The organism is Streptomyces alanosinicus (assembly GCF_014650595.1).
Lineage (GTDB): Bacteria > Actinomycetota > Actinomycetes > Streptomycetales > Streptomycetaceae > Streptomyces > Streptomyces alanosinicus.
This window is the reverse complement of the sequence record NZ_BMVG01000001.1, coordinates 1,110,078-1,129,134: the sequence shown is the minus strand read 5'-3', so window position 1 is coordinate 1,129,134 and position 19,057 is coordinate 1,110,078. Positions and strand designations below refer to the sequence as shown.

Here is a 19,057-nt window from a genome sequence, read left to right as displayed (position 1 = left end):
GTCGGGTTGCCCCGAACGGGTGTGAGCGATGATGGAGAAGTCCTCTTTTCTTGTTCCCGTGGCGTCTGTGTGGCGTCCCGCTCCCGGAAAGGTCCCTCATGGCACCGCGCATCCTGCTGGCCCGGCACGGACAGACGCAATGGTCGCTGTCCGGCAAGCACACCGGCAGGACCGACGTGCCGCTGCTGGAGGAGGGCCGGCGGGGGGCCAAGCTGCTCGGCGAGCGACTGCACCGCGCTCCGCTGGACGGGCTGCCGGCGGTGGAGGTGCGCACCAGCCCGCTGGCACGCGCGCGTGAGACGTGCGAACTGGCCGGCTTCGGCGACCGGGCCACCCCGTGGGACACGCTCATGGAGTGGGACTACGGCGCCTACGAGGGCATGACGCCGGCCGAGATACAGGCGGTGCGGCCCAGGTGGCTGATCTGGCGGGACGGTGTGCCCGAGGGCGAGAGCATCGCCGACGTGACCGCGCGCGCCGACGAGGTGGTGGCCTGGGCGCGGTCGGCCGACCGCGACGTCCTGGTCTTCGCCCACGGCCACATCCTGCGCTCCATCGGCGCCCGCTGGCTGGGCCTGCCACTGGACTTCGCCGCGCGGATCCGCCTCAGCCCGACCTCGCTGTCCGTGCTGGGCTGGGCTTATGGCGAGCCGGCGATCGAGAGCTGGAACGACATGGGCCACCTGGCGGTGTGACCCCCGAAAGCCGGCGCGCCCCTTCCAGGGGCGCCGACTGCCGCACCCCCGCGCCGACTGCTCCCCCTACCCCCGACCGCTACGCCCGCCCGACCCGCGGCGCACACGCGTGGCGGTCGAGGAAGTCCGACACCCCCGACGCCCGCCGGTGCGGCAGCAGCACCCGCGCCGTCCCCGCCAGCATCGACTGGATCCGGGACGACTGCACCTGGTCCAGCAAGGTCAGCACCCGCAGCCCCGCCTCCGCCGCCTCGTCGGGACGCCCCTCGCGGGCGAGGTCGTCGGCCAGCTCGGCGGTGTACAGCGCGATGTTCCGGGTGAAGTGCGGATCCTGCAGCTGCGCCGCCCGGCGCGCGTGCCGGGACGCGCGCCGCCAGTCGCCCAGCGTGGACCAGCACTGCGCCTCCAGACCCTCCAGCTCGGCCTCTCCGTAGAAGCTCATCCACTCGGGGTCGGCGTCCGAGCGGCCCCGCCCGAAGAAGGTCTGCGCCCGCACGAGCGCCTGCTCGCAGCCGGTGCGGTCGGCGAGCCCCGCCCAGCCGCCCGCCTCGCGCAGCGCGAGCAGCGACAGCAGCCGCGCGGAGCCCAGGGGCCGGGCGGCGCGCTGCGCGGCCTGTGCCGCGCGGACCGCCTCGCGGGGGCGGCCGGCGTCCCGCGCGAGGAACGCGGTGTTGCAGAACGCGTGCGCCTCCAGCGCCGGATCCCCGGTCATCCGGGCCGTGGCCAGCGCCTCCGCGTAGTGCGAGCGGGCATCGTCGAAGCGGCCGGAGTCGTGTGCCAGCCAGCCCACGGAGATGGCGAGTTCACCGGCGCCGGAGTGCAGCCGCTCGGCGGTGGTCTGCCGGGTCGCGCCGGCGTCCAGCAGCGCGTAGGCCGCGCGCAGGGGAGCCGCCGCACGCCGGTAGAGGCCGTCCGCGCCGTGCCGGTCGTCGAGCAGCCGGATCCGGCGGACGGCCTCCTCCAGGGCGGCCGCCTCGGGGCTGCCGGGCCGGCGCGCGGACCGTACCGCCGCCGCGGTGTCCGTGGTGAGCCCCATCGGGGTCAGCGTGGCGGCGGCCACCGTGGCGCCTCCGCCGGTCATGAATGCGCGACGCAGCACGTCGCTCTCCTCGTGGTTCAGGTGGTCTTTCGCGTACGGCTCGTGCGGGTCGTGCGGGTCGTGCCCGTCCGGTGTGTCATACGGCAAGAGCGCCCCCGGCGTCTCACCGGCCCGGTGGCGCTCACCGACGATGAGCGTCACGGGCGCGTCCGCCGTCGTACGCGCCGCGCGGCCGCGGACGGACGAGCGGGGCGCGAACCCGAGGTCGGTGAGCGTGCGACCGGGGAACATATGCAGGAACACCCGTTCGTATGCGTAGTTCGGGCAGCGGATCTCGCCCGCCTCGACCCTGCCGATGTAACGCGCGTCACAACTCACCCGCTCACCGATCTCGCGCGCGGCGCGCCGTACGAGCGCCGCGAACTCGGCCGGTGAGCGCCTGCCGCGCAGTTGCCGGAAGGCGAGGTTCGGCCGGGATGGCCGTTCGGGCAGTGACGAGGTCGCGGTTGACGACGCCATGGCCGGGTCCTCTCGTGCGAACCGTCGAACCATGCCGGATCCGGGGCGGATTCGGGACGAGTTGTCCGAGTGACGCCCTGGTTCCGGCGGGCATGAACGTACCTGCTGTGAAGGACCCGCCACGCTGTGTTTAGCTACAAACCGGATATCTCATCCATGATCTGCCATGAAGTGCCATCCTTTGCGGCGCACTTGTGCCGTAGCCGTTGACGCGCTGACGCGTTGAACTCCATGGACCGCAACAGGGCTGTGTGGTGGAGGCCGGCATGGAGACCAGCCAGAGCAACGATCCTTGTACGTCGCCGTCGTCGTCCGTAGAGGACGCGGCGGCCTGCGACCTCGTGACGGTACCGGCCCGGCAGGGCCTTGAGGCGGTCGACATCCTGCGGCGCGGTGCCGGTGACGGCGTGGGCCCCGTCCTGCACGACGGCGGCTGCGCCACCCTCGGCTTCCTGGTCCCGGCCGGCACGGCGGCCTGCTGGGACGTGCCCGGCAGTACGTGCACGGAGACGGACGGGCGCGGACTCAGACTGAACCCCGGGGAACCGGTGGAGAGCTCCGACTGGCTGCTGCCGCCCGGCGAGGCCGACCTCGCCACCGACCCGGTGGTGCTGCGCCGGGCCCTCGGGGAGGCGGCCCGGATGATCGAGGCGGCCGACAGCCGCAAGTGAGGCGGCGGGCTCAGCCGGCTCCGGGCGGGCTCAGTCGGCCCCGGGCGGCCCGCGGCGGCCGTCGGGGTCGGCCGGCCGTCGGCGCGGCGCGGTCCCGCACGGCCTGCGACAATGGCCGAATGGGCAGGTCCAGGAGCACGCGGCAGACACGGCGCGGATCGGCCGCCGTCGAAGCCGTCGTGGAGGCGGTCGACGGCGGACTCGCCCAGCTCGTCCCCGATCCCGACCGCGGCCGGGCATGGACGCTGCTGATCGACGGCGCCCCCCAGTCGCACGTCGACCTGGACGACCCCGCGCACCTCTCCTTCGAGTACCAGCGCCGTCTCGGCCATGTCATCGACCTCCTCGCCCCGCCCGGCAAGCCCGTGCACGCCCTGCACCTCGGCGGCGGTGCCTTCACCCTCGCCCGGTACGCCGCCGCCACCCGGCCCCGCTCCACCCAGCAGGTCATCGAGCGGGACGCGAGCCTTGTCCAACTGGTCCGCCGGGAACTGCCGTTGGACGCGAACGCCCGGATCAGGGTGCGTTCGGCGGACGCGCGCGCGGGTCTCGCCAAGGTGCCGGACGGCTGGGCGGACCTGGTCATCGCCGATGTCTTCAGTGGCGCCCGCACCCCGGCCCACCTGACCTCCGTCGAGTTCCTGGACGAGGTCCGCCGGGCCCTGCGGCCGTCCGGGATCTACGCCGCCAACCTCGCCGACGGCCCGCCGCTCACCCATCTGCGCGGCCAGATCGCCACCGCCGCCGCCCGGTTCGCCGAACTCGCGCTGATCGCCGACCCCGCGGTGCTGCGCGGCAAGCGCTTCGGCAACGCGATCCTGGTGGCCTGCGACGCCCCGCTCCCACTCGCCGAACTCACCCGCCGCGCCGCCTCCGACCCGCACCCGGCCCGGGTCGAACACGGCAAGCAGCTCACGGACTTCACGGGCGGTGCGCTCCCGGTGACGGACGAGACGGCGGCGGCCTCCCCGGCCCCACCTCCCTCGGTGTTCCGCTAGGCCCTGTCGTTAAATTCCCGTCGTTGACAGTCTCTTTCGATGCAACTCACATCATTTCAGGAGCCGTCCGCGTGTCGCCCTCTGACCGGTGCTGATCTGGTGACCCATTTCCGCGGAAGTGTCCGCGGAAGTCCTCCAGAAGCAATCGGAAGGAAACGGTCATGAGCGCTGCCGTCCGACGGACCGCCTCTGCCCTGGGCGCGGTCGCCGCGGTCCTGCTCGTCCTCGTCGCGTTCAACTCGTTCACCTCGTCCTCGGCCGGTGCCGCGGTCTCCAGGCCGCTCGTCAGGTCCACGTACTTCACCGGCTCCGCCACGGTCACCTGCCCGTCCGGCTACACGGCCACCGGCGGCGTCGGCGTCGACGTGCAGAACAGCATGTACGTCGCGCGCACCGAGCCCGTCACGAACTCCGCCGGCAAGCCCGTCGGCTGGAAGGGAGACATACGGCAGCGGGTCAACGGCGCGGCCGCCACCGGAACGGTCTACGTCGTCTGCGCCCAGTGACCTGTCAGTAGGCGCCGACCTCCACATGCGGCGGCCCGTCGTGCCAGGTGCAGATCACCGACACCCGGCCGGTGCCCCGGCTGAACTCCACCCGGATCCATGTCGCGGTCTTCCACACCTGCATCGACCAGCCGGCACCCGGGGTCGCCGACACCAGCGTGGCGCTGGACGCGTCCAGTTCGAACACCGCCCGGCCGCCGTCGGTGTCGTAGGACTTGACCTGGCCGGACGCGGAAGGGGACGCGGAGGGGCTGGGCGAGTGGCCCGGCGTCCGGGGGGTGTGGGCAGGGGCCGGTGCCGCCGAGCCGGCCGGTGGCCGCTTCGAGGGGGACGGCCGTCGCGTCGGCGAGCCCAGCGCCTGGGTGCCCTGCGCCGAGGCGCCGGTGTCCGTGATCGGCAGGGCACGCGGCGGGTCGTACGCCGTCGCGGCCATCACCGTGTGCACACCCCACCACGACAGCGTGACCGCCGCTCCCGTCGCGAGCAGCCACGCCAGTACGTGTACGAGTCCTCTGCGCATCGCGGGCCATACTGCCTCAGGGGCACCGCCGTACGCACACCCCCCGGGTTATCCACAGGCAGCCGCCGGTGTGGACCGCATGGCGTACGGTGCGGCGCATGGCAAGTGTGCTCGTGGTCGAGGACGACCAGTTCGTACGCTCGGCGCTCATCCGGCATCTGACCGACGCCGCACACACCGTGCGCAGCGTCGGTACGGCACTGGAGGCGCTGCGCGAGGTCGCCCATTTCCGTTTCGACGTGGTCATCCTGGACCTCGGACTGCCGGACCTGGACGGCTCCGAGGCGCTGAAGATGCTCCGCGGCATCACCGACGTGCCCGTCATCATCGCCACCGCCCGGGACGACGAGCCGGAGATCGTCCGGCTGCTCAACGCCGGTGCGGACGACTATCTGACCAAGCCGTTCTCCGTCGAGCACCTCTCGGCACGGATGGCGGCCGTGCTGCGCCGGGCCCGCTCCGGCGGCGGTGAGGCCCCGCCCTCGTCCGTGTTCCGCGTCGGCGGCCTGACCATCGACCCGCTGCGCCGCCAGGCCGAGCTGGACGGGGCCCGCCTCGACCTCACCCGCCGCGAGTTCGATCTGCTCGCCTTCCTGGCCGGCCGGCCCGGGGTGGTCGTCCCGCGCAAGGAACTCCTCGCCGAGGTCTGGCAGCAGTCCTACGGCGACGACCAGACCATCGATGTCCATCTGTCCTGGTTGCGCCGGAAATTGGGGGAGACGGCCGCACGGCCCCGCTATCTGCATACGCTCCGGGGGGTCGGCGTGAAGCTGGAGCCGCCCATGGACGGGGAGCCGGCGCGATGAGGTGGGCCCTGGTCAAGGTCTGCCTGGCGGTCACCACCATGGTCGTGGTCGCCTTCGCGGTGCCGCTCGGCCTGGTCGTCAAGGAGATGGCCCGTGACCGCGCGTTCTCGAACGCCGAGCGGGAGGCCGCCGCGGTCGCGCCCGCGCTGTCCATCACCACCGACCGGGACAAACTGGAGCGGGTCGTGGCCTCCGCCGGCGCCGACTCCGGGATGGCCGTGCATCTGCCCGCGGACGGGGGCCGGTCCGCGCTCGACCTCGGCCGGCAGCGCGCCGCCGGCCGCGACATCGAGGCCGTGCGGAAGATGGGCCGGGTCTCCACGACCACCGTGGCCGGCGGCTCGACCCTGCTTCAGCCGGTCGCGCTCGGCTCCGGCGCCATCGCGGTCGTCGAGGTCTTCGTCCCCGAGTCGGAGGTGACCAACGGTGTGGGCACGGCCTGGGCGGTGCTCGCGGCCGTCGGTCTCGGGCTGATCGTCGGCTCCGTCGCGGTCGCCGACCGGCTCGGGGTGCGCATGGTGCGGCCCGCCCAGCGGCTGGTCCGGGGCGCGCGTGAACTGGGCGAGGGCAGGCTGGGCGCCCGGGTGCCGGAGGACGGCCCGACCGAACTGCGGCTCGCGGCCGTGGCCTTCAACTCCATGGCCGACCAGGTCGTCCAGCTCCTCGCCAACGAGAGAGAGCTGGCCGCCGACCTCTCCCACCGGCTGCGCACCCCGCTCACCGTCCTGCGGCTCAACGCGGCCTCCCTCGGCGGCGGACCGGCCGCCGAGCAGACCCGGGCCGCCGTCGCCCAGCTGGAGCGCGAGGTCGACACCATCATCCGTACGGCCCGCCAGGCCAAGCCGCAGACGGTCGCGGCCGGGCCCGGTGCCGGGTGCGACGCGGCCGAAGTGGTCCGCGAGCGGATGGAGTTCTGGTCCGCGCTCGCCGAGGACGAGGGCCGTAAATGGCGGGTGGCCGGTGCGGAGCGGCCGGTGCGCATACCGGTGGCCCGCGCCGACCTGGCCGCGGCCCTCGACGCCCTGCTCGGCAATGTCTTCCGGCACACCGCCGAGGGCACCGCCTTCGCGGTCGATGTGCACAACGGCGAGGACGCGGTGATCGTGCTGGTCTCCGACGCGGGCCCCGGCATACCCGACCCGGACGCGGCGATGGCGCGTGGCCGCGGCTCCGGGAGCGCGGGTTCGACCGGGCTCGGACTGGACATCGTGCGCCGGCTGGCCGAGTCCACCGGCGGGGACGTCCGGCTCGGCGCCTCGGTGCTGGGCGGTGCCGAGGTGCGGATCTGGTTCCAGCTGGACGGGCGCGGGCCGGTCGGGCGTGGGCACCGGGGAGCGGTGCGAAGACGCCGGTCGGGCAAACCGGTCCCCGCTGGTCTCGACCATTAATCGTCCCCGATCCCTTCCTTAAGCGAACCCTAAGGTCTGCAAGGGCCGTCCCGATCAAGTGTTTTGCCCGATTCCGGATCGCTAGCGTGCTGACGCACCCCACCCCCGTGAACAGCGAAGGCAGGCACACGCATGAGCACGCACCGGCGCAGGATCAGTGGCAGGAACAAGGCGATAGGCGGTCTCGTGGCCGCGGCCGTCGTCGGGGGCGGCGCGGTCCTGCTCACCGGCACCGCCAATGCCGCCGGCGTGAACGCCGCGTACACCAGGACCAGCGACTGGTCGACCGGCTACACCGGCCAGTACGTCGTCACCAACAACAGCAGCCGGCAGGAGAAGACCTGGACTCTCCAGTTCGACCTCCCGGCGGGCGCCAAGCTCAGCTCGCTGTGGAACGGCGAGTCGAGCGTCAGCGGTTCGCACGTCACCGTGAAGCCCCCCAAGTGGGACACCGCGGGCCTCGCCCCGGGCAAGTCGGTGACCGTCGGCTTCGTCGTCGACGGCGGCGGCGCCCCGACGGGCTGTCGTATCGACAACTCCGCGTGCTCCGCGGACGGCGGCGCCACCCCCGAGCCGAGCGGCCGGCCCACCAGGACGCAGTCGCCGGCCCCGACCGGCACGCCGGGCAAGAGCGCCACGCCCACCCCGACCAGGACCGTCACCCCGACCCCGACCGCCAGCCAGACCACCGGCAGCGGCAGCGGCACCAAGGCCGCCGGCGGCTTCGCCCCGTACGTCGACACCTCCCTCTACCCGGCCTTCGACCTGGTCGGCGCGGCCGACGCGACCGGAGTGAAGAACTACAACCTCGCCTTCGTCACCGACGGCGGCGGCTGCACCCCCAAGTGGGGCGGTGTGACCGACCTGAACGGCGACGCGGTGGCCAAGCAGATCGGTGCCCTGCGTGCCAAGGGCGGTGACGTCCGGGTCTCCTTCGGCGGCGCCTCCGGATCGGAGCTGGCCACCACCTGCTCCTCCGCCGACGCGCTGGCGGCGGCCTACGGCAAGGCGGTCGACGCCTTCAAGCTGACCAAGGTCGACTTCGACGTCGAGGGCGGGGCACTGCCGAACACGGCGGCCAACACCCTGCGGGCCAAGGCGATAGCGAAGCTCCAGGCACAGCACCCGGACCTGGACGTCTCCTTCACCCTCCCGGTGATGCCCGAGGGCCTCACCCAGGACGGCGTGAACCTGCTGTCCAACGCCAAGTCCAACGGCGCCAGGATCTCCACCGTCAACATCATGGCGATGGACTACGGCGCCTCCTACAGCGGCGACATGGGCGGCTACGCCCAGCAGGCCGCCACCGCCACCCAGGCCCAGATCAAGGGCGTCCTCGGCCTGTCCGACTCCGCCGCCTGGAAGGCGGTCGCGGTGACCCCGATGATCGGCGTCAACGACGTCTCCTCCGAGGTCTTCAAGGTGGACGACGCCACCCAGCTGGTGGACTTCGCCAAGTCCAAGGGCCTCGGCGGCCTGTCGATGTGGTCCGCGGCCCGCGACAAGCAGTGCGACGGCGGCGCGAAGAACTCCGCCGACCCGACCTGCAGTTCGATCGTCCAGGACAAGAACGCCTTCTCGAAGGCCTTCGGCGCCTTCAACTGACACGCCGCGCACCGTCTCCGACGTCAGATCTGCATGCACATGCCTATATAGTTCCGGCCCGGGCGATCTTCGCCCCGGGGCGGACGTCGTCGGTCACAGCGACGCACAGCCCCTTTCACATGTCATCCGCCCGGGCGCCCGCGTCCGGGCCGCACCACTTCGGGGGAATCGTGACGTCCATTCGCCATGCCCTGGTCACCACCGTGCTCGCCTGTGCCGCGCTCACGCTGACCGCCTGCCAGCCCGACGACGGCACCGACGCCGGCGCCGCCGTCACCCCTTCCGCCACCGCGAGCCACGCCGGCAAGGCCGGCGGCCAGGACAGCGACAAGGGCAGCGGCAAGGGCAGCGGCAAGGGCAGCGACAAGGGCGGTGCCAAGAGCGCCTGCCACACCCTGGCCCCGGGCCACAAGTACGTCCAGGTCGAGAGCGTCTCAGGCGCCATGAACACCCTCACCACCAAGGACGCCACCCAGAACTGCAACCCTGACGAGGGCGCCTTCTACCAGGCGAAGGGGAAGGAGCACGAGTACACGGTCGCCTCCGGCGCCACGCCCATCTACGTCCTCCATGTGAAGAAGAAGGGCCCGGCGAAGATGACCGCCGCGGGCGGCGGCATCGAGCACGTCCGCATCTGCGCCGACGGCACCGCGCAGGACACCGGCACGCCCGCCGACACCAGCGACTGTTACGGCGAGAACTTCTACGACGTGGTCGTCAACAGCGCCGGCAAGCTCACCGAGATGACCGAGCTGTACGGCTCCTGAGAGCCCTGGCGTGGCCCCGGATGGCCGGTAGCATCGGAGCATCCGGGGCACGAGGGGGCGCAGTGATCGAACTGTCCGACATGATCCGCGAGTTGAGGGCGCAGCTGACGTCTGCCGTGGCGGACGGGGACGGGCAGTTCGTACGCTTCGAACTGGGCCCGGTGGAGGTCGAGGCGACCGTCGCGGTCACACGCGAGGCGGGCGCGGACACCAAGGTGCGGCTGTGGGTGGTCGACGCCGGCGCCAACGGCAAGTACGCACAGGCGCAGACCCAGCGGATCAAGGTCACCCTGACCCCGCAGGCCGTCCCGGCGGACGGCGGCCCGGTCCGGCCCGTTCTGATCGCGGGCGGCGAGGTTGACGGCGAGCGCTGAACCCGGTCTTCGGCCGGAGCGGGTCGCCGAGATCATCGTCAGCCTGCCGGAGGGCGGGGGCCGGCGCGGGACCGGATACCTCGTCTCGGCGAAGCTGATCCTGACCGCCGCGCACGTGGTCGACGGCGCCGCGCGGATCCGGGCCCGTTTCCAGGCCGACCGCCCCGAGGAGCGGACCACCGAGGCGACGGTGCTCTGGCGGCACCAGGGCATCGACATCGCGCTCCTCGCCTTGGGGCCGACGGAGTCGACCCTGCCGAAGGAAGAGGTCCCGCCGGTCTCCTACGGCCGGATCGGCGAGCTGGACGCGGTGCTGACCTGTACCACCCTCGGCTTCCCCCGCTTCAAGCTCCGCGCGGACGATGCCGGTTCACGTTTCCGGGACGCCGAGCACGTACGAGCCACCTGCGCCGTTCTCTCCAACCGGCGCGAGGGGACCCTCGACCTCGCCGTCGCGTCGGCGCCCCCCGACGACCCGGACCCCGAGCGCAGCCCGTGGGAAGGCATGTCCGGGGCACCCGTCTTCGCCGCCGGCCGGCTCGTCGGCGTCGTCGCCCGCCATCACCGCGGCGACGGACCGGGACGCCTCGCCGCAAGCCGCGTCGACCGCTGGGCCGACGGTCTGGACGCGCCGGAACGATCCGTTCTGGAAGAACTGCTCGGCCGCGAACTGCGCTGCTCCGCGCTGCCCGCCACCACACCGCTCGGCGGCTCCGACCTGGTCCAGGAGATCTACCGCGCCCAGCTCGCCGACATCGCACCGCAGCAGCTGGAGGACAGACGGACCGAGCTGGACGACCTGCTCTCCTTCTGCGCCGGCGCCGAGCCCTACCGCTGGCTCCAGGCCCCGCCCTGGGCGGGCAAGACCGCCCTCGCGGCCTGGTTCGCCCTGCACCCGCCCCGCGGTGTCGTACCCGTCTGGTTCTTCATCACCGCCCGCTACGCCGGCCAGTCGGACGGCGCGGCGTACACGGAAGCGGTCATCGACCAGCTCGCCACCATCGCCGGCCGGGAACCGGTCCGCAACGCCTCCGCCATGGCCCGCGACGGCGAACGCCGGCTGCTGCTGCGCCAGGCCGCCGAACGGGTGGCCGAGCGGGGCGGCACCCTGCTCCTCGTCGTCGACGGCCTCGACGAGGACCAGTCCCTCGGGCCCGGCGGCAGTGGCACGAGCATCGCCTCGCTGCTGCCGGAGCGGCCACCGGCGGGTGTCCGCGTCCTGGTGACCAGCCGGACCAACCCCGGCATCCCGGCCGACGTCGGCGGCGCACATCCGCTGCGCCACTGCCGGACGGAGAAGCTGGCTCCCGCCGCCGCGGCCCGGCACACCGAGCACGAGGCGAAGTACGACCTCCAGCAGGCCCTGTCCGGCGACCGTCTGCAACGCGACCTGGTCGGCCTGCTGACCGCCGCCCGCGGCGCCCTCACCCTCGACGACCTGCGAGAACTCATCGAGAAACCGGCCTACGAGCTGCGCGGACGGCTGGGCAGCGCGTTCGGCCGCATTCTGCGGCTGCGGGGCGATGTGAACGTCGGGGGCGGCGGCGGAGACAGCTCCGGCATCGACGGCTACGGCTACGGACACACCAGCGGAGTGACGCTGTACGCCTCCAGCCGCGGCTACCTCTTCGCGCACGAGACCCTGCTGGCCGCGGCGCAGGACGAACTCGGCCCCGACACGGCCGCGTACCTGGAGCGGCTGCACACCTGGGCCGAGACCTACGAACGACAGGGCTGGCCGGAGCACACCCCGCCGTACCTGCTCCAGCCGTACGGCCGCCTCCTCGCGCACCTCGGAGAAACCGACCGCACCGCACGGCTCGCCACGGACGCCGGGCGCCGCGAGCGGCTGCGTCAGCTCACCGGCAGCGACGCCGCATGCCTCGCGGAGATCGCGGCGGCACGGGAGAACGTCCACCGGGCCGACCCCGGCGACCTGGGCGCGCTGGCGGCGCTGGCGATCGCCGAGGACCTCGTGGCGCGCACCAACGAGTCGCTGCATCCGGCCATTCCGGAGGTGTACGCGCGTCTCGGCCGCATCCGGCAGGCGATCGGTCTGGCGCGCAGCGTCTTCCGGCCCCAGGACCGGGCGTACGCACTCGTCCGCGTGGCCCGCGTCCTCGCCGAGGCGGGCGACACACGGGCGGTGGACCTGGCGGAGGAGGCCGTGGAACTGACAGAGCCGATGATCGACGAGGAGGGCCGGCACCACGACGACGGCCAGGGTCTGTGGGCCCGTGGGCAGGTGGCCACGGTGCTGGCACTGCTGGGGAACCGGACGGAGAGCCTGCGCAGGCTCCGTGAACTGTCGCTGCTGCACCACGCCGACGATTCCGGGAGCGTCGTCCCGGCCTACGTCCGGACCGCCACGGCGCTGGGCGACCGGCCGTCCGCCGTCGAACTGCTGGACCAGGCGGAGGCATGGGCCGAGGAGCAGAGCGTGTTCCCGGCCGTCCAGATCCATGTGCTGGCATCGGTCGCCGACGCATGGGAGCGGATCGAGGAGCCGGGCCGGGCAGCACGGCTCTACGACTTCGCGGCGGAACTCGCCCTGTGCCACGCAGACCCGGCCGAACTTCCCGAGGCGGCCGAAGAGGCCCTGCGCCGGGCTCGACCCCATCAGGCGGCACGCCGCACCCGGCTCGCCCTGTCCCATGCCGACGGGCTGCTGCGGGCCCCGGAGCGCCTGAGTACCTGGCAGGAGGGGTTCCACGCCGTGCGCGCACTCGTCGCGGCGGGCCGGGCGGACGATGCCGAGCCGCTCGCGCACGAAATCTCGGCAAGGGGGCCACGGGAGTTGGCCCCGGTCCTGGGAAACCCATGGTCCGTGATCGCGGAAGGACATGCCCGAGCGGGCAGAGCCGAGCAGGCATGGAACGCGCTGGTGGCCGCCCAGGAGTTCGCCTTCGACGAGGACGACTCCACCCCCACACGCGTCGCCGGTCTGCTGGCCGAGGCCGACGCCGCCGATCGGCTGGAGGCACTGCTGGGCGCCTCGACACAGGCCCGGCCGATGGCGGTCGCCGGCGCGTACGCGGCCCTGGCCCGCCACTTCGCCGACCGCGACGAGGCGCGCTGTCTGCGCCTGCTCGACCAGGCCCAGCAGGTGCGCAGGGCCGCCTACGGTGCCGAGGAGGAGCGCCTCGCGGTCTTCGCCGCGGCGCTCGCCCGCACGGGCCGGGCCGAGGAGGCCGAGCGGCTCGTGGCGAGGATCGGCTCACCGGACGTACGTGCCTGGGGATATGCGGCCGTGTCGGTGGCCCTCGGGGACCGGGACACCCGGAACGCGCTGCGCTGCGCCCGGCGGGCGGCCCGCGTGGCCCCCGTGGTGGAGGATGTGAACGCCCAGGTCAACGTGTCGATCGCGATCGTTCAGGCCTGGGCGTGGTCGGGATCGGCACAGGAGGCCGGGGCGGCGGCCGAACAGCTCCCCGAGGTGCCGGGGGAGGTCTGGCCACGGCATCGGGCCCGTGCCCTGGCCGCCGCGGGCCTGTGGACCCATGACCCGGAGGCGGCGGGCCGGCTCTTCGACGCGTTCATGGCGGACATGGACCACCGCCTCGTCGCCGAGGCAGCGCAGTTCCTCGCGGCGGCCCTGCCCCACGACCGCACGCGCGCGGACCGCGCCATGCAGCGCCTGCTCGACCTCTCCTACGACGACCGCTCCTGGTCGTACCAAGACAGAGCGCTGGCCTGTCTGGTGACCGCCACCACGGAGCCCGCCATCGCCCGGGACACCTTCGCCCGGCTGGTACGGGAATGGGAGAGCTACCCTTTCGACGAGAATCCGGTGATCACGTTCGCCCTCGTACGCGCCGCGCTCCACGGACTCGAAGCGGTTCACCCGGTCCTGTACGACACGGCAGACGCGGAGCGCTCCGAGACGCTCGCCCACCTCGCGGCCTACGCCGCCGGCGTACCGGGCGATTTCCTGCTCACCCGGCTCACCGGAGAGCCACGAGGCCGCGTGCACACCGCCCTCCGCCTCGCCACCCTCCTCGCCCCGCTCCCGGCCGGCCCCGACCTCCCCCGCGCCAGAGCGCTCCTCGCGGAGACCCTCACCCGGGACGGCTGGCAGCACGCCCTCCCGATCCTCGCGGCCATCGACCCCGGGGCGGTCCTGCGGGCGCGGGACCTCGTCCTCACACACCTCGGCCTGCACGAGTGAAGAGCGCGCGGCACCCCTCCGAGTGCCGCGCCCCCTGCGCCCCTCACACCCCCGGCAACACCCCGGAACGCGCCGCCTCCCCGTACCACCGCGCGCTCGACTTCGGCGTCCGCTCCAGCGTCCCGTAGTCCACGTACACCGCCCCGAACCGCTTCCCGTAGCCGTGCCCCCACTCGAAGTTGTCCAGCAGGGACCACAGGTAGTAGCCGCGCACATCGGCGCCGTCCGTGATGGCCCGGCGGACCGCCGACAGATGGCCGTGCAGGTAGGCGATGCGCTCGGGGTCGTGGACGCGGCCGTCCGGGTCGGGCTTGTCGTCGTAGGCGGCGCCGTTCTCCGTCACGTACAGCGGCAGCCCGGGCGCCTCCCTCGTGTACCGCATCACCAGGTCGTACAGGCCCGTAGGGTCGATCGTCCAGCCCATCTCGGTGCGCTCGCCCGGCGTCTGGTGGAAGCGGACGTCATCGGCGCCCGGCCAGGGGGAGTGGTCGCTGGCGCCGTGGCCGTCCGCCCGCGGGCCCCCGGTGCTCCCGGACGCGGCCGACACCAGGGACGGGGTGTAGTAGTTGAGGCCCAGCGCGTCCAGCGGGACGTGCATCGCGCGGGTGTCGCCGTCGTGGACGTACGACCAGTCGGTGACCGAGGCCGTCGCCGCGAGCAGGGACGCGGGGTACGCCCCGTGCAGCAGCGGGCCGTGGAAGATGCCGTTGGCCAGGTCGTCGATCCGGCGGGCCGCGGCCAGATCGGCCGGGTCCGGCGAAAGCGGCCGGACCACCGCGGAGTTGAGGCTGATCGCGATCTCGTTGCGGGCCGGCATCACCGCACGCAGGGCGGATGCGGCCAGGCCGTGGCCGAGGTTGAGGTGGTGGGCCGCGCGCAGGGCGGCCGCCGGGTCGGTACGGCCCGGGGCGTGCACACCGGAGCCGTAGCCCAGAAAGGCGCTGCACCAGGGCTCGTTGAGGGTGATCCACTGCTCCACCCGGTCGCCGAGGGCCTCGGCCACCAGCTGGGCGTACTCGGCGAACCGGAACGCGGTGTCCCGCTGCGGCCAGCCCCCCGCGTCCTCCAGCTCCTGCGGCAGGTCCCAGTGGTAGAGGGTGAGCGCGGGCCTGATGCCGTGCGCCAGCAGCTCGTCCACCAGCCGGCGGTAGAAGTCCAGGCCCGCCTGGACCGCCGGGCCCCGGCCGGTGGGCTGCACCCGTGGCCAGGAGACCGAGAAGCGGTACGCGGTGAGGCCCAGCTCGGCCATCAGCGCCACGTCGTCGCGGTAGCGGTGGTAGTGGTCGACGGCGATGTCACCGGTCTCACCGCCGGCCGTCCGGCCCGGCGTATGGCTGAAGGTGTCCCAGATGGAGGGGGTACGGCCGTCCTCCCGCACCGCCCCCTCGATCTGGTAGGCGGAGGTCGCGGCGCCCCAGAGGAAGGCGGGGGGAAACACCGCGGGAGAGGCGGGGGAGGCGGGGGAGGAGGAGACGGAGTCAGGCATGGAAGCGCTCCCATGGGGTCGAAGGAGACCGACGGAGTAGGCGGGCCGGGGAGAGGAGGTGGGCCGGAGAGAGGAGGAGGGCGCGCGTGATCAGCCCTTGATCGCGCCCTGCATGATCCCGCCCACGATCTGCTTGCCGAACAGCAGGAAGGCGAACAGCAGCGGCAGCGTGCCGAGCAGCGCGCCCGCCATGATCACCGCCTGGTCGGGGACATACCCGGTGCCGAGCGAGTTGAGGGCCACCTGCACGGTCGGGTTCTGCTGGTTCAGGGCGATGATCGGCCACAGGAAGTCGTTCCAGGCGAACACGAACGTCAGCAGGCCGAGTACGGCCATCGCGGGCCGCGCCGCCGGGAAGACGACGTGCCACACGATCCGCAGGCTGCTCGCGCCGTCCACCCGGGCCGCCTCGATCAGTTCGGTCGGCAGCGCCTGCACCAGGTACTGCCGCATGAAGAACGTACCGAAGGCGGTGACGAGACTCGGCAGGATCACCGTCTGCAGCTGGTTGGACCAGCCGAGGTCCGACATCCACAGGTACAGCGGTACGACGGCCAGCTGCGGCGGGATCATCATCGTGCCGACGGTCAGCAGCAACAGCAGGCCGGAGAAACGGAACCGCAGCTTGGCGAAGGCGAAGCCGGCCAGCGTCGAGAACAGCACCGTGCTCACGGTGATCGTGCCCGCCACGATCACCGAGTTGAACATCGCCGTGCCGAGCCCCGCCTGGTCCCAGGCGCTCTGCAGGTTCTTGAACAGATTGCCGCCGAACCACAGCGGCGGCGGGGTCTCGTCCAGCCGGTGGGCGGTGCGCGAGGCCGCGATCGCCGTCCACACCAGCGGGGCCAGGGAGGCGAGGGCGAAGACGGTCAGCACGACATACGTCACCGGACCCGCGTGCAGCTGCCTGCCGGCACCCGTCCGGCCCCGGCGCGCCCTCTGAGCGACCTGGGGTGACGTCAGTTCACCAGTAGTCATGGAGACTTCCTCAGCCGTCGGGTGAGCAGCAGATTGACCGCGGCGACGACCAGCAGGATCAGGAACATCGACCAGGCGATCGCGGACGCCTTGCCGAGGTTGCCGATGATCCAGCCCTGGTCGTACATGTACAGACCGAGCGTCTGGTACTGGTGCTCGGAACCGCCCTTGGACCCGCTGACCCCGCCGAACAGCAGCGGCTCACCGAAGAGCTGGGTCGCGCCGATCGTCGAGACCACGACCGTGAACAGGATCGTCGGCCGCAGCTGCGGAACCGTCACATGCCGGAACTGCTGCCAGCGGTTGGCCCCGTCGAGCGCCGCCGACTCGTACAGATCGGCCGGGATCGCCTGCATGGCCGCCAGATAGATCAGCGCGTTGTAGCCGGTCCACCGCCAGATCACGATCGACGACACCGCGAACCGCGAACCCCAGTCGGATTCACGCCAGTTGACCGGGTCCACCCCGAAGAAGTGCAGGATCCAGTTGACCATGCCGCCGTCCCAGGAATACAGCAGCGTGAACACCAGGGTCGCCGCGGCCACCGAGGTGGCGTACGGGGTCAGCATCACCACACGCCACGCGGTCGAGCCGCGCAGCCGGTAGTTCAGCAGATGGGCGAGCCCGAGCGCGGCCAGCAGCTGCGGCACGGTCGAGATGACACCGATGCTGAGGGTGTTCCTCAGCGCGTTCCAGAAGAAGTCCGAGGACCACAGGTTCCGGTAGTTGTCGAGGCCCGCCCACGTCTGGTGGTCCAGCGCGGACAACTGCACATGGTGCAGCGAGTACCAGGCCGTGTAGAGCAGCGGGACCAGCGTGAACGCCGCGAACAGGACGAAGAACGGCGACACGAACACATACGGCGAGGCCTTCATGTCGAAGCGGTACAGCCGGCTGCGCCAGGAGGCGGCGCCCGGCGGGCTGCCGGACGCGGCCTCGGTGCTCGACGCGGAGCGCGCGAGAACCTGCTCGGGGCTGGTCACTGGCCCAGCACGTCCTTGATCTCCTTGGTCGCCGCGTCCCAGCCCTGTGACGGCGACTTGCCCTTCTGCTCGACCTGGAGGATGCCGATGTCGCTGATCGCGTTGTCGATCGGCTTGTCCTTGGCGCCGAGGGGCTGCGGGGGGATGGTCTTCGCCGCGTCGGAGAAGATCTGGGTGAGCGGCGCGTCCGAGAAGTACGCCGTGGTGTCGGCCTGCGGCTTCAGGCCCGGGTACGCCGACGGGGTGGAGGGGAAGCTGGCCTGCTTGGCGAACACCTTCGCCTGCTGCTCGGGCGCGGTGAGCCACTTCGCCAGCGCGACGGCCTCCTTCTGGTGGCTGGTCGCGGTCGGTACGCCGAGGAAGGAGCCGCCCCAGTTGGACGCGGCCGGCGCCGCCGCCACGTCCCACTTGCCCTTGCCCGAGTCACCCGACTTCTGCTCGATGTAGCCGACCATCCAGGCCGGGCAGGCGACGCTGGCGAAGGTGCCGTTGGCGAAGCCCTGGTCCCAGGTCGGGTCGAACTGCTTGAGCTTCGCCGACATGTTGCTGGTGGCGACGGTCATGGCGGCGTCCCAGGCCTTCTTCACGCCCTCGGACCTGTCCCAGACGACATTGCCGTCCTTGTCGTAGTACCGCTCGCTCGCGCCGCCCACCGCCGCGTTGTAGACGGAGGAGGCCGAGTCCACGAACGTGGTGCCCTTGGGCGCCTTCCGCATGTACTGCTTGCCGAGATCGACGTACTTGGACCAGTCGCCCTTCCACAGCTCGGCGAGCTTGGTCCGGTCGGTCGGCAGCCCGGCCTTCTGGAACAGGTCCTTGCGGTAGCAGACGGCCATCGGCCCGACATCGGTCCCGAGCCCGATGAGCTTGCCGTCCTTGGTGGTGGCCTGGGCGTTCTTCCAGGCCAGCCACTGGGACTTGTCCACATCCTTGCCGAGGTCCACGAACTTGTCGGCCTGGGTCTGCACGGCCTCGGTGATGTTGCCGATCTCGATGGCCTCGATGTCGTCCGTGCCGGAACCGGCCTGGAGCCGGGTGAGCACCTTCGGCCAGTACACATCGGTACGGGTGGTGACGTTCTCCTTGACGCTGATGTCCGGATGCAGCTTCATGTACTCGTCGTAGAGGCCGGCCTGCTTGTAGCCGAAGACGCCGAAGGTGCCGATGGTCAGCGTGATCTTGCCCTTGCCACTGCCGTTGCCGCCGCCGGAGTTGTCCGACGAGCCGTCGTCCGAGTCCTTGGCGCAGCCGGCCAGCAGTCCCGTGGTCAGGGCGGCCACGGCCGCGAGGGCCATCAGCCGCTGGGACCGGCGGATGCTCGTGCGCATTGCGTCCTCCTGTTGCCTGACGTGCGTGCGGGTTGTGTAGGTGTCAGGTAGTGTGGGAGCGCTCCCATTCATGATGTGTTGAAGAGTCGTCGGTGCGGCGCGGGGTGTCAAGGGAGCGGACAACGGCAACGGCGTTCGTTTATTGGGTCGTTAGGCGACAGCCCCGAAAGGCGGCGAGCACGGCGAACGGTGCTGTTACATTCCAGGCCGGCACGGAGGACATGAC

The 19,057-nt window shown here is 72.1% G+C and carries 16 protein-coding genes; 10 read left to right on the top strand and 6 right to left on the bottom strand.

Translation table 11 applies throughout. The annotated features are described in order from the left end of the window. Window positions 1-98 precede the first annotated feature (98 nt). On the top strand, window positions 99-695 hold the full coding sequence (locus IE277_RS05110) for a histidine phosphatase family protein (protein WP_189948826.1): 597 nt from the start codon (window positions 99-101) through the stop codon (window positions 693-695). 79 nt (window positions 696-774) lie between these two features. Here the strand turns inward: IE277_RS05110 and IE277_RS05105 are convergent, their stop codons facing one another. Continuing rightward, window positions 775-2,253 (bottom strand): NsdA family TPR-like regulatory protein, encoded by a 1,479-nt coding sequence (locus IE277_RS05105; protein ID WP_189948825.1) that lies wholly within the window; start codon window positions 2,251-2,253, stop codon window positions 775-777. A 266-nt stretch (window positions 2,254-2,519) separates the two neighbouring features. Between IE277_RS05105 and IE277_RS05100 the strand changes: the two genes are divergently transcribed. The 3 genes from IE277_RS05100 to IE277_RS05090 all read left to right on the top strand — a co-directional run bounded on the left by IE277_RS05100 (window position 2,520) and on the right by IE277_RS05090 (window position 4,428). Further along, window positions 2,520-2,924 carry a hypothetical protein gene (locus tag IE277_RS05100; RefSeq protein ID WP_229880661.1) on the top strand — a complete coding sequence of 135 codons (405 nt, stop codon included), beginning with the start codon at window positions 2,520-2,522 and terminating at the stop codon, window positions 2,922-2,924. Between the two features lie 119 nt (window positions 2,925-3,043). Next, window positions 3,044-3,922, top strand: a complete 879-nt coding sequence (locus IE277_RS05095; RefSeq protein WP_189948823.1) for a spermidine synthase — start codon at window positions 3,044-3,046, stop codon at window positions 3,920-3,922. Between the two features lie 161 nt (window positions 3,923-4,083). Further along, entirely contained in the window at window positions 4,084-4,428 is a 345-nt protein-coding gene (locus IE277_RS05090; RefSeq protein WP_189948822.1) for a hypothetical protein, read from the top strand. Window positions 4,429-4,432: 4 nt separating this feature from the next. Here IE277_RS05090 and IE277_RS05085 read toward each other — a convergent pair whose 3' ends face one another. Next, window positions 4,433-4,948: a hypothetical protein gene (locus tag IE277_RS05085; protein ID WP_189948821.1), complete on the bottom strand. Its 516-nt coding sequence runs from the start codon at window positions 4,946-4,948 to the stop codon at window positions 4,433-4,435. Window positions 4,949-5,046: 98 nt separating this feature from the next. Between IE277_RS05085 and IE277_RS05080 the strand changes: the two genes are divergently transcribed. The 6 genes from IE277_RS05080 to IE277_RS48735 all read left to right on the top strand — a co-directional run bounded on the left by IE277_RS05080 (window position 5,047) and on the right by IE277_RS48735 (window position 14,056). Beyond that, window positions 5,047-5,754 carry a response regulator transcription factor gene (locus IE277_RS05080; protein WP_189948820.1) on the top strand — a complete coding sequence of 236 codons (708 nt, stop codon included), beginning with the start codon at window positions 5,047-5,049 and terminating at the stop codon, window positions 5,752-5,754. Beyond that, window positions 5,751-7,142 (top strand): sensor histidine kinase, encoded by a 1,392-nt coding sequence (locus IE277_RS05075; protein ID WP_189948818.1) that lies wholly within the window; start codon window positions 5,751-5,753, stop codon window positions 7,140-7,142. The genes IE277_RS05080 and IE277_RS05075 overlap by 4 nt, the downstream gene beginning before the upstream one ends. Window positions 7,143-7,274: 132 nt before the next feature. Continuing rightward, window positions 7,275-8,747, top strand: coding sequence for a glycoside hydrolase family 18 protein (locus IE277_RS05070; RefSeq protein ID WP_189948817.1), 1,473 nt, complete (start codon window positions 7,275-7,277; stop codon window positions 8,745-8,747). A 170-nt stretch (window positions 8,748-8,917) separates the two neighbouring features. After that, complete coding sequence (locus tag IE277_RS05065) at window positions 8,918-9,514, top strand: hypothetical protein (protein ID WP_189948815.1); 597 nt, start codon at window positions 8,918-8,920, stop codon at window positions 9,512-9,514. A 62-nt stretch (window positions 9,515-9,576) separates the two neighbouring features. Then, window positions 9,577-9,888, top strand: a complete 312-nt coding sequence (locus tag IE277_RS05060) for a trypco2 family protein (protein ID WP_189948813.1) — start codon at window positions 9,577-9,579, stop codon at window positions 9,886-9,888. After that, a complete protein-coding gene (locus tag IE277_RS48735; RefSeq protein ID WP_189948811.1) occupies window positions 9,872-14,056 on the top strand; it encodes a trypsin-like peptidase domain-containing protein in 4,185 nt (1,394 codons plus the stop codon). The genes IE277_RS05060 and IE277_RS48735 overlap by 17 nt, the downstream gene beginning before the upstream one ends. Window positions 14,057-14,099: 43 nt before the next feature. Here the strand turns inward: IE277_RS48735 and IE277_RS05050 are convergent, their stop codons facing one another. From IE277_RS05050 to IE277_RS05035, 4 genes are all read right to left on the bottom strand, one after another. Next, window positions 14,100-15,542: a GH1 family beta-glucosidase gene (locus tag IE277_RS05050; protein ID WP_189948809.1), complete on the bottom strand. Its 1,443-nt coding sequence runs from the start codon at window positions 15,540-15,542 to the stop codon at window positions 14,100-14,102. A gap of 90 nt (window positions 15,543-15,632) precedes the next feature. Then, window positions 15,633-16,520, bottom strand: coding sequence for a carbohydrate ABC transporter permease (locus IE277_RS05045; RefSeq protein WP_189948807.1), 888 nt, complete (start codon window positions 16,518-16,520; stop codon window positions 15,633-15,635). After that, window positions 16,517-17,503 (bottom strand): carbohydrate ABC transporter permease, encoded by a 987-nt coding sequence (locus IE277_RS05040; protein ID WP_189948806.1) that lies wholly within the window; start codon window positions 17,501-17,503, stop codon window positions 16,517-16,519. The genes IE277_RS05045 and IE277_RS05040 overlap by 4 nt, the downstream gene beginning before the upstream one ends. Beyond that, window positions 17,500-18,831, bottom strand: coding sequence for an ABC transporter substrate-binding protein (locus IE277_RS05035; RefSeq protein WP_189948804.1), 1,332 nt, complete (start codon window positions 18,829-18,831; stop codon window positions 17,500-17,502). Before IE277_RS05035 ends, IE277_RS05040 begins: the two co-directional genes overlap by 4 nt. Between the last annotated feature and the right edge of the window lie 226 nt (window positions 18,832-19,057).

Coding starts and splice junctions, on each gene's coding strand:
- IE277_RS05110 (WP_189948826.1), top strand. CDS start 99: ATGGCACCGCGCATCCTGCTGGCCCGGCACGGACAGACGCAATGGTCG.
- IE277_RS05105 (WP_189948825.1), bottom strand. CDS start 2,253: ATGGCGTCGTCAACCGCGACCTCGTCACTGCCCGAACGGCCATCCCGG.
- IE277_RS05100 (WP_229880661.1), top strand. CDS start 2,520: ATGGAGACCAGCCAGAGCAACGATCCTTGTACGTCGCCGTCGTCGTCC.
- IE277_RS05095 (WP_189948823.1), top strand. CDS start 3,044: ATGGGCAGGTCCAGGAGCACGCGGCAGACACGGCGCGGATCGGCCGCC.
- IE277_RS05090 (WP_189948822.1), top strand. CDS start 4,084: ATGAGCGCTGCCGTCCGACGGACCGCCTCTGCCCTGGGCGCGGTCGCC.
- IE277_RS05085 (WP_189948821.1), bottom strand. CDS start 4,948: ATGCGCAGAGGACTCGTACACGTACTGGCGTGGCTGCTCGCGACGGGA.
- IE277_RS05080 (WP_189948820.1), top strand. CDS start 5,047: ATGGCAAGTGTGCTCGTGGTCGAGGACGACCAGTTCGTACGCTCGGCG.
- IE277_RS05075 (WP_189948818.1), top strand. CDS start 5,751: ATGAGGTGGGCCCTGGTCAAGGTCTGCCTGGCGGTCACCACCATGGTC.
- IE277_RS05070 (WP_189948817.1), top strand. CDS start 7,275: ATGAGCACGCACCGGCGCAGGATCAGTGGCAGGAACAAGGCGATAGGC.
- IE277_RS05050 (WP_189948809.1), bottom strand. CDS start 15,542: ATGCCTGACTCCGTCTCCTCCTCCCCCGCCTCCCCCGCCTCTCCCGCG.
- IE277_RS05045 (WP_189948807.1), bottom strand. CDS start 16,520: ATGACTACTGGTGAACTGACGTCACCCCAGGTCGCTCAGAGGGCGCGC.
- IE277_RS05035 (WP_189948804.1), bottom strand. CDS start 18,831: ATGCGCACGAGCATCCGCCGGTCCCAGCGGCTGATGGCCCTCGCGGCC.